General features: G+C 38.6%; 14 protein-coding genes and 1 riboswitch. Of the genes, 9 read left to right on the forward strand and 5 right to left on the reverse strand.

Annotation, left to right across the window (positions count from 1 at the left end; genetic code table 11):
• Positions 1-15: 15 nt before the first annotated feature.
• On the forward strand, positions 16-1,515 hold the full coding sequence (locus WA338_RS08690; RefSeq protein WP_336093040.1) for a S41 family peptidase: 1,500 nt from the start codon (positions 16-18) through the stop codon (positions 1,513-1,515).
• A gap of 75 nt (positions 1,516-1,590) precedes the next feature.
• On the opposite strand, the gene WA338_RS08695 is transcribed toward WA338_RS08690, so the two are convergent.
• Positions 1,591-2,658, reverse strand: a complete 1,068-nt coding sequence (locus WA338_RS08695) for a YncE family protein (protein ID WP_336093042.1) — start codon at positions 2,656-2,658, stop codon at positions 1,591-1,593.
• A 5-nt stretch (positions 2,659-2,663) separates the two neighbouring features.
• Positions 2,664-4,499 (reverse strand): TonB-dependent receptor plug domain-containing protein, encoded by a 1,836-nt coding sequence (locus tag WA338_RS08700; RefSeq protein ID WP_336093043.1) that lies wholly within the window; start codon positions 4,497-4,499, stop codon positions 2,664-2,666.
• 30 nt (positions 4,500-4,529) lie between these two features.
• Positions 4,530-4,743, reverse strand: a riboswitch (cobalamin riboswitch).
• A 95-nt stretch (positions 4,744-4,838) separates the two neighbouring features.
• On the opposite strand from WA338_RS08700, the gene WA338_RS08705 reads away from it, so the two are divergent.
• The 6 genes from WA338_RS08705 to WA338_RS08730 all read left to right on the forward strand — a co-directional run bounded on the left by WA338_RS08705 (position 4,839) and on the right by WA338_RS08730 (position 10,236).
• Positions 4,839-5,987, forward strand: a complete 1,149-nt coding sequence (locus WA338_RS08705; protein ID WP_336093045.1) for an ABC transporter substrate-binding protein — start codon at positions 4,839-4,841, stop codon at positions 5,985-5,987.
• The gene (locus WA338_RS08710) at positions 5,980-7,008 is read left to right on the forward strand and encodes an iron ABC transporter permease (RefSeq protein WP_009779861.1); all 1,029 of its coding nucleotides are present in this window, start codon (positions 5,980-5,982) and stop codon (positions 7,006-7,008) included. Before WA338_RS08705 ends, WA338_RS08710 begins: the two co-directional genes overlap by 8 nt.
• A 4-nt stretch (positions 7,009-7,012) precedes the next feature.
• Positions 7,013-7,801, forward strand: a complete 789-nt coding sequence (locus WA338_RS08715; RefSeq protein ID WP_336093047.1) for an ABC transporter ATP-binding protein — start codon at positions 7,013-7,015, stop codon at positions 7,799-7,801.
• An 87-nt stretch (positions 7,802-7,888) separates the two neighbouring features.
• The gene (locus WA338_RS08720) at positions 7,889-9,226 is read left to right on the forward strand and encodes a DNA recombination protein RmuC (protein WP_336093049.1); all 1,338 of its coding nucleotides are present in this window, start codon (positions 7,889-7,891) and stop codon (positions 9,224-9,226) included.
• A gap of 24 nt (positions 9,227-9,250) precedes the next feature.
• Positions 9,251-9,619 (forward strand): hypothetical protein, encoded by a 369-nt coding sequence (locus WA338_RS08725; RefSeq protein WP_009779858.1) that lies wholly within the window; start codon positions 9,251-9,253, stop codon positions 9,617-9,619.
• Positions 9,620-9,741: 122 nt separating this feature from the next.
• Positions 9,742-10,236: an acyl-CoA thioesterase gene (locus WA338_RS08730; protein WP_050759349.1), complete on the forward strand. Its 495-nt coding sequence runs from the start codon at positions 9,742-9,744 to the stop codon at positions 10,234-10,236.
• Between the two features lie 148 nt (positions 10,237-10,384).
• On the opposite strand, the gene WA338_RS08735 is transcribed toward WA338_RS08730, so the two are convergent.
• From WA338_RS08735 to rpmH, 3 genes are all read right to left on the reverse strand, one after another.
• On the reverse strand, positions 10,385-10,978 hold the full coding sequence (locus tag WA338_RS08735) for a T9SS type A sorting domain-containing protein (protein ID WP_336093051.1): 594 nt from the start codon (positions 10,976-10,978) through the stop codon (positions 10,385-10,387).
• A 131-nt stretch (positions 10,979-11,109) separates the two neighbouring features.
• A complete protein-coding gene (carB, locus tag WA338_RS08740) occupies positions 11,110-13,962 on the reverse strand; it encodes a carbamoyl-phosphate synthase large subunit (protein ID WP_009779855.1) in 2,853 nt (950 codons plus the stop codon).
• Between the two features lie 110 nt (positions 13,963-14,072).
• Positions 14,073-14,231 (reverse strand): 50S ribosomal protein L34, encoded by a 159-nt coding sequence (gene rpmH / locus WA338_RS08745; protein WP_009779854.1) that lies wholly within the window; start codon positions 14,229-14,231, stop codon positions 14,073-14,075.
• Between the two features lie 215 nt (positions 14,232-14,446).
• Here rpmH and WA338_RS08750 point away from each other — a divergent pair, with 215 nt between their 5' ends.
• Complete coding sequence (locus WA338_RS08750; protein ID WP_336093054.1) at positions 14,447-15,004, forward strand: DUF2892 domain-containing protein; 558 nt, start codon at positions 14,447-14,449, stop codon at positions 15,002-15,004.
• A gap of 173 nt (positions 15,005-15,177) precedes the next feature.
• Complete coding sequence (locus tag WA338_RS08755) at positions 15,178-15,879, forward strand: TlpA family protein disulfide reductase (RefSeq protein ID WP_336093056.1); 702 nt, start codon at positions 15,178-15,180, stop codon at positions 15,877-15,879.
• The last annotated feature ends 63 nt before the right edge of the window (positions 15,880-15,942 follow it).

Here is a 15,942-nt window from a genome sequence, read left to right on the forward strand (position 1 = left end):
ATACCCCCTTTTAAAATGAAAAAGAATTTCCTAGTATTTCTATTAAGCGTATTGATTTTTTCTGCGTGTTCTAATGATGATGATGTAGCTGAAATTGTTGAAGAACCAACACCTGAGGAACCGGCGCCAGAAGAACCGGAAGCGCCAGAAGAAGTCACTTATAATAGAGAAGATTATCCCATTCAAGACTTTATATGGTCTGCGATGAACGTGTATTACCTCTATAAAGCAGATACTCCAGAACTTGACGAATCTTATTTTTCAGATGTTAACGAGTATGCTGAATATCTTTCAGAAAACCCGGTACCTGAGGATTTTTACTATGATGAGTTAGTTTCAGACCAGGATCGCTTCAGTTATTTGACAAACGATTATGTAGCACTTGAAAATAGCTTTTCTGGAGTAAGTAAAAGTAACGGACTCAAATACAGCTTAGTTCGTTTTTCAAATTCAGATGACATATTTGGTTATGTTCGCTATGTAGCTCCTAATTCAAATGCGTCTACTACCATCATCGAACGTGGAGATCTGTTTCTAACGGTTGATGGTACACAGATGAACATCAATAACTATCAAAGTTTATTAGCACAAGACGATTATACCCTAGGTTTAGCGACTGTTGCAAATAACACCGTAAGTAGCACAGGCGAATCTGTTGCATTAACCAAAGAGGAAGGATTCTCTGAAAACCCTATTCTAATTGCAAAGACCTTAGAGATTGATGGTCAGAAAATTGGATATTTAATGTATAATTCTTACGTAGGTGCCTATGACGATGAGCTTAATGCTGCCTTTGCAGATTTCAAAGCAGACGGTATCACAGATCTTGTATTGGACTTACGTTACAATGGCGGTGGTTCTGTAGCTAGTGCCATCGACTTAACTTCAATGATCACTGGTCAATTTGAAGGTGAAGTCATCACAAAACAACAATGGAATGCTGAAGCTCAAGCTTATTTTGAGTCTCAAAGTCCTGAGAGTTTAATCGATCGTTTTGATGGTCAAATAAGAACCGGTGAAGCAATTAACAGCTTAAATCTTACCAGACTTTATGTGATTGGTACCAGCAGCACCGCTTCTGCAAGTGAATTAACAATTATTGGATTACGCCCTTATATTGATGTAAAAACAATAGGAACTACAACGGTTGGTAAATTTCAAGCTTCTGCTACACTTTATGACGGAGACAACTTTGGTAAAGAAAATATTAATCCAGATCACAATTATGCAATTCAGCCTTTGATCTATACATATGCAAATGCCGACGGTGTAGTTGGCCCTCCTACAGGAATTGTTCCTGATTTTGAATTAGCTGAAGATCTAACCAATCTTGGTGAACTAGGTGATGAAAATGAACCTCTTCTAAGCCTTGCTCTTGACCAAATTTTAGGGAGAAGTCATAGCAGCTCTAAAAGAAATGCAGGACCTGCATATGAATTGGTAGGAGAAACCGATATGAATCAACCTACCTTCCAAAAAATGTATGTTACTGAACTTCCTCAAATTCAAAAATAGGATTCAATAGTTATCCAATAAAAAAATCCGCTGAGAAACTCAGCGGATTTTTTTATCTGGTATGTATCGAATGACTTAGTTAAAATAAAAACCGTTAGGTCCTAAACCAACACGTATATTTTTAAGTAAATTACCTTCAGTTGAATACACCTCAATAAAACTATCTGAAGAGAAATCACCTCCGTCTGCGATATAAATGCGGTCATCTTCAACTTCAAAGCCATACATTACACCATATTGAGACTCAGAATTATAATTTAATAATGCTTCACTTGGTTCTGTAGTGCTGTTTTGTTCCATCACATAAACTGATCTTCCAACAGTAAAATAAGCTTGATCATCTTCAATTCTCAAGTTCGCAGCAGCGCTTAATTCTGCAAAATCTAAAGAACTTACAGCTTCACCAGAATCTTTATTAAACGCTTGGTATGAACTACCCGACAACGCATAAACTAAGTCATCCTCTATTTCAAAAGAATTAACACCAAAGTCGGTAACCAGGGTTTGAACTACCGCATTAGAAGAAGGGTTGATCACATTAATTGTATTGCCGTAACCAAATGAAGAACCGTTTACATAGATCAATCCATCTTCTTCTTCGATCTGCTCTGTATAGCTATCAGTCTCAATGGTTGATTCTACGCGCATCGTTTCTAAATCAATTACCGCGATATAATCATCATAACTCGCAGGAGGATTGGCGTTATCATACGTGTAATCGTCAAAAGTGTTATTGTTAGTGACATAAGCTTTACCATTATAAACCACACCATACTTTGGTACAGACAAACCCTCATCAATAACCGAGATCAACTCAAAGGTGTAGCGATCAACAACAGTAATTAAATTTGATCCATTTGAAATTATATAAGCGCGGTCTGCATCGTCAAAGAATATTGATTGAGCATAACCGCCCAAATCTGCAGCATCAGGATTCACGGTTGCAAAAATATCTTGATTTACGGTATTTAGATCATTACTCACAAAAGTTACAGTCCCAATTCCTCCCTCATTCAACACAAAAAAACCATCTGTATAATCACCTTCAGGAAGTGGTTCGAGTGCATCGTCATCATTAGAACACGAGTTCAATACCAATACGCCTAAAAGCGCAAAAAGTGCTAGTTTATTAATTTTCATCATTGTTTTTATAGTTTAAGATTTAAGTACATACTAAAATTCCGCCCGGGCATCCAACGGTTTTCTACGCTTTGATATTCAGCATCAAAAACATTATTTACACGACCTCCTAACTCGAACGCTTTTTTATTTCCAAAAGAGTAACCCAAATTGAAATTGACCACAGCATAAGCATCCAAGTTATACCGGCTGTTATTATCGCTGCGTGTAAACACCTCGCCAACGTACACCGATTGTAAGCTGGCATTGAATCGCTTGAAGTCATAGTCAAGTCCGGCCGTGGCTTTATGAAAAGGCACGTAGATCAATTGGTTTCCCGTTTGTGCATTTTCAGAAATCGTGTAAGCATAGGTTCCATAAATATTCAGGGAATGCGCATTTATTTTTTGTGACCAATTCGCAATAGCTTCTACTCCAAAAATGCGTACCTCATCTTCATTACGCGGGCGCCATACGCCGTCGCTACCGGGTAGCCAGCGAATCATTTCTGTTACCGAGTTGTAATAACCGGTGAGATCTATATTGAAATTGGCTATTGTAATTTTTGCACCTAATTGACCTTGTAAGGAGTTCTCCGGAAGCAAATCTGGGTTCCCTGCGCTCGACCAATACAGGTCATTATACGTGGGAATTCTAAAGTTGCGCGAAGCACTCAGATTCAGACTGAAATATTCTGAAAATGCTTTTGTCGCTCCTAAAGAAAATAAAAACGGACTCTCATAATTTCCTGTAATTTCCTTTCTAAAGCCGAGTTCGTAATCAAAGTCATTCTTCAGCTGATGCTTCATAAGCACCGCTGCCGAAAAAATATTACGGTTGTTAATTCCTAAGCTTGAACCTTCTCCCGAAGTATACGTATTGGTTAAAACAGTGTTGAGATGAAGTCTACGAGATAAACGATAAGTAAGATCATATTTTCCGATTATGGTTTTTGCGCTTCCGAAAGAATAATTTGCTGAACTTAAATTTCCGAAGTATCTATAATGTTCATCTAAATACGCTACACGAGTAACCGAAGTAAAATCTGAAAATTCATACTCCCACTCGAGCAAATTCTTACTGTTTAGATCATCGTATTTGGTTCGCGTTTCTGAAGCTCTGATGAGTGAAAAATGCCGCTCACCGTCGTATAATTCGCTAAAAAATCGAAGGCTGTGCTTTGCGTTCAGTTTAAAACCTAAACCAACATTAAGCGCTGTATTTTCAAATTCACCATTTAAATTTTTACCATCATTAGGATACGCATAGTCATTAGCACTACTGTTATGCGCCAAGGCTAGCGACAGGCTATACGTTTCGGTTCCCATTTTAAATTGATAGCGCGCATCACGGGTATCAAAACTGCCGTACTGCAAAAACAGATGATGCGATTGCTGGTTCTTAAAATTGAGTTGTGTGTTAAGATGCACACTTCCGCCAATGGCACCGGTTCCATAGACCACGCTTCCGCCGCCGCCACGCACTGCGATCTCGTCGTAAGCAGCAGCATTTACCGTATTAAAATCAAGCTGCCCGTTAAATTGCGAATTGATATTGATCCCGTTCCAAACCACTGCAGTTTGTGAAGCTGTGGTTCCTCTAAAAGATGGTGAAGACACCATCCCCAACCCGTTTTCTTTAAAATAAATAGGGGTATTGAAGTTTAATGTATTGGTAAGAAGAGGTCTGTTTTTTTGCGTTAAAGCGTCTGAAAGTTGCAGGACTCTTCTTCCAGTAGAATAGTTCTTGAGCTTCACATCTGTAACATATACCGAATCTAAAGCGGTCAACAGACTGTCCTGCGCGTTTAGGTCTTGTAGACACGCAAACAGTGCTAAGAAAATATAGAATAGCGTTTTCTTCATAAGCCTCAGACCTTTAACCCGAAAGTCTATAGTTATTAGTTTCTTCTGGCAGGTCTCCTGGCTCGCGTATAAAGATCAAACCTTCCCATCAATATTGACAGTGGTGTAAGACGATCTTTACCGTTCATTTACGAACTAAGCTTACAGTTGCGGGAACAGCTCAGGATTTTTACAAAGAAGCACCTGATTCCCTTTTAAGGTGTTTTTAAAAACAAAAAACACCACCAAAATACGTCTGCGAAGTTAATCAAATCTGTAAGTCTGCATTCCTTTTTTTAATTAATCTTACTTTTGATGCAGCATTTTTTCAGCTTCAGAATCTCAAAAAAGCACTGTATTTTGATTAAAAAACACATTACCAAAGCCTTATGCATTTCCCTTTTGCTATTTCATTCATGTAAAAATGAAAATCAAAAAACTACGGAAGTTCAAGTCGAGCAAAATAGCCATGCTAGGCTATCGTACGCTAAAGGCTTTCAAATCGACAACTATGGTGATTTTAAAATCCTCAAAGTCTCCAGTGCATGGCCGGGCAGCACCAAAACATTTAAATACCTTCTTCAAAAAAAAGGCACGACTGCGCCTGATAGCATTCAGGCAGATGCTGCGATCACAACTCCTATTTCTTCGATTGTAGTTACTTCTACTACGCATATTCCTGCATTAGAGCTTTTAGGTGTAGAAAAATCGCTGGTCGGCTTTCCTAATCTCAACTATATCTCTTCAGAAAAAACCCGCGCTTTGATTGATGCCGGAAACATTCAAGAGCTTGGTCAGAATGAAGCGATCAATACCGAAAAAGCAATTGACTTAAATCCGGATGTCGTAGTAAGTTTTGGGGTTGAAGGAGAAAATAAAACACTAAGTTCATTACAACGCGCGCAAATTCCGGTCATTTATAACGGAGACTGGACCGAAAATTCTCCTTTAGGTCAAGCAGAATGGATCAAGTTTTTTGCCGCACTTTATGATAAAGAAGCTGTAGCAGACAGCATTTTTAATACGATCGAAACACAATACAACAACTTAAAAGAAAACGCATTAAAAGCAAAAAATCAGCCTACAGTTTTAAGCGGAGCAATGTTTAAAGATGTTTGGTATTTACCCAAAGGAGACAGTTGGGCAGCACAACTCATCGCTGATGCTAATGCAAATTATCTCTATAAAAATACTTCAGGAATCGGAAGCGCCGCCTTAAGTATCGAGTCGGTTTTAAATACCGCTCAAAAAGCTGATTTCTGGATTGCTCCCAACGCATTTGAAAGCTATGATGCACTTGCAAACACCAATGATGCTTACACCAGGTTTGATGCTTTTAAAAACAAACGAATTTACAGTTTTGCTTCGGCAAAAGGCGCTACCGGAGGAATGTTATATTACGAACTCGCACCTTCACGGCCAGATTGGGTTCTGGAGGATTTAGTTGCTATCTTTCATCCGGAACTTAGCAAAACAAACCAACCTCATTTTTTCTATCCGCTTGATTAACGAGAAGAAACATAGCATCCGCTTTATTAGTTTAGGAATTGTATTGCTCATACTCTTCCTAAGTAATATCGCTCTGGGTTCTGTAAAAATTCCTTTAACGGCAATTTTAAAAATACTCTTGGGAGACGATAGCGTTAAAGAAGCTTGGACTTATATTATTTTAGATTACCGAATCCCAAAAGCTCTGGCTGCAGTACTCACAGGAAGCGGTCTTGCAGTTGCAGGATTGATGATGCAAACGCTTTTTAAGAATCCGCTCGCAGGTCCGTTCGTTTTAGGAATAAGCAGCGGTGCGAGCCTGGGGGTCGCTTTCTTTATTTTAGGTGGAAGCGCTTTAGGACTTACCGCAGTAATCGCTCCCAACAGTTGGGGAACCATCATAGCTGCCAGTTTAGGTAGTTTTGCTGTTTTGAGTGTCGTTATTCTTGTGGCCGCACGAGTGCGAGACGCCATGGCTTTGCTCATCATAGGTCTTATGTTTGGTAGTCTTACTTCGGCTGTTGTAAGTATTCTTGCCTATTTTAGTCCGGCTGAAGAGTTGCAGCGTTATATGTTTTGGTCCTTTGGTAGTTTGGGAGACATCTCCTGGAAGGCACTCGGAATTCTGTCCGTTTGTTACTTCATAGGTCTTTTACTCGCGTTGAGTATCACAAAGAGTCTCAACAGTCTCTTACTAGGGGATCATTATGCACAAACCTTAGGCGTTTCCCTTCAAAAAAGCAGATTCATCATATTGATCGCCACAAGTATTTTAGCAGGAAGTTTAACCGCATTTGTCGGGCCCATTGCGTTTGTAGGCCTAGCGGTACCGCATTTGATCAGGCAATGGTTTACAGCTTCCAATCATTGGGTCTTGATGCCTGCTTGTATTTTAGGCGGTGCAGTTTTAATGCTGCTTTGCGATATTATAGCACAAATGCCTTGGTTTGCATTTACATTACCCATCAACGCAATTACTTCGCTAATAGGAGCGCCTATTGTGATCTGGCTATTGATCCGAAAGAAAAAACTTTTATTTTAACCTGATGGAAAAACAACCTTCAATCCTTCTCAACTGTGAGCAACTTTCGGTGGGGTATGTTTCCGCATCTGAAGAAAAACCTGTTGTAGAAAACGTAAACCTTCAATTGAAACCAGGTGTTTTCACCACAATGGTAGGTATTAACGGATCAGGAAAATCAACTTTATTACGCAGCCTTGCCGGACTGCAAAAACCCTTGGCCGGCGAAGTTTATATTGATGCTTCTCCTCTTTCCGCTTTGCGTACCGAAGAGAAATCTAAGTGGCTTAGCGTCGTGCTCACAGGACAGCAAATTTCAAAAAACCTTAGTGTTTTAGAGTTGGTGGCCTTAGGAAGACAGCCGTATACCAATTGGCTGGGTAAACTTTCTCAAGAAGACAAGAATCATATAGAACAAGCGATTGAAGCAACTGCACTTGAACAACTGAGGCACACAGCCTGCTACGCTTTAAGTGATGGACAATTTCAACGCGCGCTTATTGCCCGCGCTTTGGCTCAGGATACCCCGATCATTATGCTGGATGAACCTACAACACATCTAGATCTGCATCATAAAGCCTCTATTTTTTCTTTGTTGAAAAACATAGCACACGAGCATAACAAAACGATTTTATGTACCACGCACGATATAGAATTGGTTCTTTCGCTTTGCGATGAAATGATCGTTATTCAACAAAACAAAGCCCAACAAGACACTCCACAAAACTTAATTGAATCAGGTATTTTTGAGCAGCTATTCCCAAATAATCGCATTGGTTTTGACAAAACTTCACGCCGCTTTTTTATCAAGTAAAAGGTCAAATAGTATCTTTGAATAAACTACCTAGAGGCAAGCCTCGAAGTAGTTCACCCTTTATAGACGCTAATAAACCGAAACTTTATGAATGAAAGCCTTCTCCTTATTGCTGTTGCTGCAGCTGCTTTGCTTCTTGGTCTGGCAGTAGGTTTAATAATTGCCTCGGCAAAAGGGAAAAGCAACACCGGTATTCTTCAGGAACGTCTTAACCTGCAGCAATTACAGCTTAAAGAAGAAGAAAAAGTCAAAAATAACTTAATAAAAAAGCAAGGGCAACTTCAGGACGATAAGGAGTTTTTTCAAAATGAACTTACTGCGCGTAACGTAGCTTTTGAGAATTTACAGCATCGCTTTGAAGAGAAAAAAGGTGAACTTGAGCAATTACAAGAGAAGTTTACCAAAGATTTTGAGATCTTAGCTAACAAGATCTTAGATGAAAAATCTACCAAGTTTACACTTCAGAATAAAGAGAACTTAGATGCTTTATTAAAACCATTACAAGAAAAAATCTATCGGTTTGAAAAACGCGTTGAGGAGACTAACAAGGAGAGTCTAGGAAGACATAGCGAGCTACGCCAACAAATTAAAGGTCTTGCTGAGCTCAACCTGCAAATGAGTAAAGATGCAGATAATCTTACTAAAGCGCTTAAAGGAGATGCAAAAATGCAAGGGAATTGGGGCGAACTCATTCTCACACGCGTCCTTGAAAAATCAGGGCTTGAGAAAGACCGTGAATATACCTTACAAGACAGTCACAAAAATGAAGAAGGCAAACGTCTGCAGACCGATGTTTTGATTCATCTTCCCGATGGAAAGAAAATGATTATCGATAGCAAAGTGTCCTTGACGGCTTTTGAACGCTATGTTTCTGAAACCGATGAAACGCAAAGAGCCATGTATCTCAAACAACATATCGCTTCGATCAAAAACCATATCGCAGGATTGAGTTCTAAAAACTATCAGTTTCTGGTAGATGAAAGTCCAGATACGGTGTTTATGTTTATACCTATTGAACCGGCATTTGCGCTGGCCTCTGCCAATCAGCCACAACTGTATGAAGAAGCCTTCAATAAACACGTGATCATCGTTACACCTTCTACCCTGCTCGCTGCACTTAAACTGGTTGAAAATCTATGGCAAAACGACCGGCAGAAGAAAAATGCATTAGAAATCGCTACCCAAGCCGGAAGATTGTATGATTCCTTTACGCTGCTTACGCAAGAACTTCAGAAATTAGGAGCTCAATTAGATACTGCGCGTAATACTTATGACAGAACGATGACCAAACTTACCGGAAAAGGGAATTTGATCAGTCGAGTTGAAAAATTGCGTAAAATGGGCGCTACTAACAGTAAGGTTATTGATAAAAAATTATTGAATACTGACCTTGAAGATGAAGCCATTAAAAAAGCGAATGACTAAATTTGACTAACGAATTTAATGTATATGAAAAAAATACTCGGTTTAGTTTTAGGAGGCATTGTGCTTCTTGCCATTTTGTACTATGCGTTTATTTACTTTGTTCCGTACAGTGAGGGAACACGCGCAGGCGAACTCATAAAATTTAGTAGAAAAGGAGTTGTTTCTAAAACCTGGGAAGGCCAAATAAGTCAAGGGATAAGCGGCGCTCAAATTTTTGATTTTTCAGTCTTGGACGGCGAAGAAGAAGTGATTCAGAAACTGAAGGATTATCAAGGGAGTTACGTGAAGCTTACCTATATCGAACGCTATGCGACTTTCATATTCTGGGGTGACACCAAATATTTTGTTACCGAAGTCAGTAAAGAAAAATCCCCTCATTTTAACCGAGAATAAACTTTCAGGTTTGAGTAGAGCCGCTATATATAAAAGCATTTGGCGTCGCCAAAAAATAAAAACAAAGCATTTTGAGTCAGTTTAAAACTATTGAAGCATCACAAGTCACTATTAGTGAATTGATGCTACCCTCACATACTAATTTCAGCGGTAAAATTCACGGTGGGTATATTTTATCATTAATGGATCAAATCGCGTTTGCCTGTGCCTCCAAGCACTCTAGTAATTATTGCGTAACTGCATCGGTAGATACTGTAGATTTTCTAAGACCGATTGAAGTGGGTGAACTCGTGGTTATGAAAGCTTCGGTGAATTTTGTGGGTCGTACCTCAATGGTCGTAGGTATACGTGTAGAAGCCGAAGATATACATAGCGGCACGATCAAACATTGCAACTCCAGCTATTTTACGATGGTCGCCAAAGATGATTCCGGAAAGAGTGTTCCGGTGCCGGGCTTGATCTTGAAAACCGAAAAGCAAGTGCGACGTTTTCTAAAAAGCCTTAATCGTCAAGAAATGAAAAAGAAGCATCGCAACGAAACTTCCAAAAAGACTGAGCTTCAAATTGAAGACCTGGAGATTCTGAGAAACTCCCATAAAGTGCAATTAGAATATTAGAAATAAACTACCTTAAGGCAAGCCTTTGAGGCTTTGCTTGGAAACGAATTTTCAATTTCGAGGTAAGCCTCGGAACATTAAACCCTTTGACGGTGCCAATAAAAAAAGGAGCTCGATGGCTCCTTTTTTTATTAAAATGTATTTTAAGTTAATCTTTGATCAATTTCTGTGTAAAAGAACGCGCTCCGGTATCTATTTGAACAAGATAAACGCCCCTTTTTAATCTGCTTACATCCATCCCTCCTTGTATCACTCCGGAATCGATCGCATTTCGTTTTACCATCTTACCTAGAACATCGTAAAAAGTGATCTCAACCGAATTAGACAAATCTGGATTTTTGAAATATATACGATCCTTTACAGGATTGGGATAAATTTTAAACCCCTCTTTTGTCTGGGTCAAGACCGAAGAATTTTCAGAAACTCGAATGGAGCCTTTCAAGTTCTTATTTATTCCACTTTGGAACGTATAAAAACCTTTATCTGAAAATACATATTCATAAACAGCACCTTTAGGAAGCAATTGCTTGGTCCCAAAATCACCCGAAGCTTTAAGAGACGTATTCAAAAGATTTTGAGGAATCGACTCATCAAAAATCCATTTTACTTTATCTCCTACCTCGACCTCAAGTGTTGATTGTAAATCTTTTGCACCTGCACCCCACTTAATTATATAGGTTTCCTGAGCGCTAACGCTTGCTGCTATAATGAATATTAAAATATAAATCCAAGTAAATTTCATGCCATATCACTGTATTTGAGGTCTTTGTAGTAGTAAAAATATAACAACTAGCTTCTAAAAATGCTAAAATTTTGTGATAATTATACTATTCTTTAATTAAAGACGTTCAACGCAGCTTTATGTTGCAAAAATTATTTACTTAAATACATTTTTCTTCGTGCATACAGATCGTAAAACTCATCGTCCTTCAGGCTATCTATAAATAATATGCTCTCACCAGTACTTTTCATTTCTGGTCCTAAGGCTTTGTTTACGTTAGGAAATTTATTGAATGAGAACACCGGCTGCTTGATCGCATATCCGTCTAATTTTGGCTTAAATTCAAAATCAGTTACTTTTTTCTCACCTAACATAATTTTTGTCGCGTAATTCACATAAGGCTCTCCATACGCTTTTGCGATAAATGGCACCGTACGAGAAGCTCTTGGGTTTGCTTCAATGATATAAACTTTGTCGTCTTTGATCGCAAACTGAATATTGATCAATCCAACAGTATTAAGTGCTAATGCAATTTTATGTGTGTGATCTTTAATTTGCTGAATTACAAGATCTCCTAAGTTGAACGGAGGTAATGTTGCATTAGAATCTCCCGAGTGAATTCCACAGGGTTCAATATGCTCCATAATTCCGATGATGTAGACATTCTCGCCGTCGCAAATTGCATCGGCTTCTGCTTCGATAGCTCCATCCAGATAGTGGTCAAGAAGCAACTTGTTATTTGGAATCTTACGAAGAAGATCAACTACCGTTTCTTCTAATTCGTCTTTATTGATCACGATTTTCATTCCCTGTCCTCCCAAAACATAAGAAGGTCTTACCAAAATTGGGAAGTCTAACTTGTCTGCAACAGCAAGGGCTTCTTCAGCAGTTTCAGCAGTGTCAAACTCAGGATAAGGAATATTGTTCTCTTTCAATAATCTGGAGAAACTTCCTCGATCTTCTGCTAAGTCAAGCGCCTGATAACTCGTACCGATGATTTTAATTCCGTAGCGATCTAATTTTTCAGCAAGCTTTAACGCAGTTTGCCCTCCTAGCTGAACAATTACTCCTTCGGGCTTCTCGTGACGAATGATATCATAAATGTGCTCCCAGAAAACCGGCTCAAAATAAAGCTTATCTGCCGTATCAAAATCGGTAGAAACGGTTTCAGGGTTACAATTGATCATAATGGTCTCATAACCACATTCTGCAGCGGCTAATACACCGTGCACACAGCAGTAATCAAACTCGATTCCTTGGCCAATTCGGTTAGGCCCAGAACCTAATACTACGATCTTTTTCTTGTCGCTTACTTTACTTTCGTTTTGAGAAAAACGCTCTCCGTTTGCCAATTGCATTTCACTCTCAAAAGTCGAATAGAAATACGGTGTTTGTGCCACAAATTCTGCCGCACACGTATCAACCAATTTATAAACGCGGTTGATGTTAAGTTCATCTCTTTTGTTATACACATCGCTTTCTAAGCAATCAAGCATATGCGCGATTTGACGATCTGCAAATCCTTTTTGTTTTGCTTCAAGCAATAAATCTCTCGAAAGCGTGTCTATTTTATATTTTGAAATTTCTTTCTCTAAGGCATCTAGCTCTTCAAACTGCTTGAGGAACCACATATCAATTTTTGTGATCTCATAAATGCGGCTTAACGGGATTCCCATCTGAATCGCATCATAAATCGTGAACACACGATCCCAGCTAGGATTGGTAAGCTTTTCAATGATCTTATCATAGTTGGTATACCCTTTCCCGTCTGCTCCTAGACCATTACGTTTGATCTCAAGAGATTGGGTGGCTTTGTGCAAGGCTTCTTGAAAAGAACGACCTATTCCCATCACCTCTCCTACAGACTTCATCTGAAGACCTAAAGTACGGTCACTACCTTCAAATTTGTCAAAGTTCCAACGAGGAATTTTGACGATAACATAGTCTAAAGTAGGTTCAAATAAGGCTGAAGTTGATTTTGTAATTTGGTTATCTAACTCATCTAAAGTGTAACCAATTGCCAGTTTAGAAGCGATTTTTGCAATAGGATAACCTGTCGCCTTTGATGCCAACGCAGAAGAACGAGATACACGTGGGTTAATCTCAATAGCGATAATATCTTCTTTCTCATCTGGGCTAACCGCAAACTGCACGTTACATCCACCGGCAAAATCACCAATAGAACGCATCATATGAATTGCCATATCACGCATTCTTTGATATGTGCTATCACTTAAGGTCATTGCAGGAGCAACGGTTATAGAGTCTCCCGTGTGAATTCCCATCGGGTCCATATTTTCTATGGTACAAATAATAACTACGTTATCATTTTTATCCCTAAGAAGTTCCAGCTCATATTCTTTCCAACCCATCAAGGCTTTATCGATCATCACCTCATGAATAGGTGAAATCTCAAGACCGTGACTCAACTGTCTATCAAAATCTTCGGGTTTGTACACTATAGATGCTCCGGCACCACCCAAGGTATAAGAAGCTCTAATCACAAGAGGAAAACCAAACTCCTGTGCGATCTCTTTACCTTTTAAAAACGAAGTAGCAGTTGCTTGCGGTGCCATACCAACACCTATTTTCAGCATCAACTCGCGGAACTTCTCACGATCTTCAGTAATGTTGATCGCATCGATATCAACACCTATAATTTTTACGCCAAAATCTTCCCAAATTCCTTTTTCATCAGCTTCGATACAAAGGTTTAATGCTGTCTGTCCTCCCATTGTAGGTAAAACAGCATCAATTTGCGGATGCTCTTTTAAGATTTTTACCAGAGACTTGGTAGTAAGCGGCAATAGATAAACGTGATCTGCCATAACAGGATCAGTCATTATCGTCGCCGGGTTAGAGTTTATCAAAATAGTCTCAATCCCATCTTCACGCAGGGAGCGTAAAGCTTGAGATCCTGAGTAATCAAATTCACACGCCTGACCTATGACAATAGGACCAGAACCAATAATTAAAATAGATTTAAGGTTTTCGTTTTTTGGCATTATAGTCTCAAATTAAATGTATTAAATAAAAATACGATTGGGGTATTTATAAAAAAAGGTGTTACTTAAAAAAGTAACACCTTAATATTTTAACAATGGTAAATCACCAATTATTTTTTATGTCTTAATTCAGAAGATACAGAAATTCTCTTTCTACCCTTTGCTCTTCTTCGAGCAAGGACTTTACGACCATTTGCGCTAGCCATACGCTCGCGGAAACCGTGCTTATTTCTTCTTTTTCTTTTTGAAGGTTGAAACGTTCTTTTCATTTTATATCTTCTTTAATCTTCCTTTAACTGTTCTGAATTATTTTTTGGGATTAGCCTTCCCAAAAGCTGGGCGCAAATATACAAACACTTTCTTAATCAACAAACAGAAAGTTTAAAATATTTTCGATTGTTTTTATTACATTTGCTCGCGCAATTAAAACATCAATTTTCACCTTATTTGCAGGAGGTATTTCTCCTTTATATAACGACTACATATGTTCAACAAAAATATAAAATTAGTTCTAGCAGTTCTTGTACTTGGTCTAGCAATCTGGCAAATTATTGACAGGTCTATAGGAAACGGCATCATGCTAATTCTTCTGGCCGCAATGTTTGTATTGCTTTACTTTAAGAATGAAATTTTAATCCTTGCCTTTTTGCGCCTTAGAAAGCAAGATTTTGCAGGAGCACAAAAATGGTTGGATAAAATTAAAAATCCTGAAGCCGCTCTGGTACGCAAACAAAACGGCTACTACAATTACCTGAACGGATTGATGCTATCACAAACCAATATGATTCAGTCTGAAAAGTATTTTAAGAAAGCGATACAGTTAGGCTTAAGTATGGACGCCGATTTAGCAATGGCCAAAATCAATCTTGCCGGAATCGCAATGACCAAAAACAGAAGACGAGAAGCAGATAAACTTCTTGCCGAAGCCAAAAAACTGGATAAACACAATATGCTTGGCGAACAAATCAAAATGATGAAAAAGCAAATGAAACAAGCGGCAAATATGCCACGCCAGCAATACGGTCGAGGTGGTCGCAGATAAGGCAGATTTGTTTTAAATAGTTATAAAAGCTCCGTAATGGAGCTTTTTTTATGGCCTAAGTCAAATAGAAAAAGTTTGTCCGCCTTTTAACAAATATATATATCGTTTGAACGAGAAGTTTTTTACACGCGAGAATCAAAGATTAGCTTTGATAGTACCTGTTATTAAACTTTATGGCAAGAACACTACTTATATTTCTTTTATCGGTATTAAGCTTAGCAGCACAAGAAAATGACAAAACACTCTTTTCTGATGCGCTTAGATTAAATATTGATGCCTACAATCAGCGTGTAGATGAAGCGCTGGTGTTGGGAGATTTAGATTTTGCCAAATCCCTCTTAGATACTTTAGTAAAAACCAAATTACAAGGTTCATATATTGATCCATTACAATTTGAGCGTTTCGATAGTGGCATCGCTTCTACAGAAGAACTTGAAAAGCCCACTATTCTACTTACTTACAGTTCCTGGTGTATCCCAAGCGAGGGAGAGATTCCGGTTTTAAATAAATTATCACAGCGCTATGGCGACATGATAGACTTTATTGTGTTGTTTTGGGATTCTAAATCAACGGTACGTCAGATGGCAAAGCAGTTTGACAAAAACATACATATTGTATATGTTGATGAAACGCAAAACAAACATATGCAAACCGTTAATCTTTTAAAGCACGCGCTTGGATTATCATTAAGCTTTGTTTTAGGTGCAGACGGAGAAATCCTGGATATCAATCGTCGACCTCCTAATCAAATGAACTTAACCGAAAATCAACTTTTTAACCAAAATATAGTTTTTCTAAGTCGACAAATCGCTGCAATCAATATTGATCATAACATCAACATCAATGATCTTCCTGAGTCTATAGCCACATTTTAAGAATTACGACCTAACTCTAAAAAACAAAGAAGGCTTCACATGTGAAGCCTTCTTTGTTTTTAC

This window comes from Leeuwenhoekiella sp. CH_XMU1409-2 (assembly GCF_037029365.1).
Classification (GTDB): domain Bacteria; phylum Bacteroidota; class Bacteroidia; order Flavobacteriales; family Flavobacteriaceae; genus Leeuwenhoekiella; species Leeuwenhoekiella blandensis.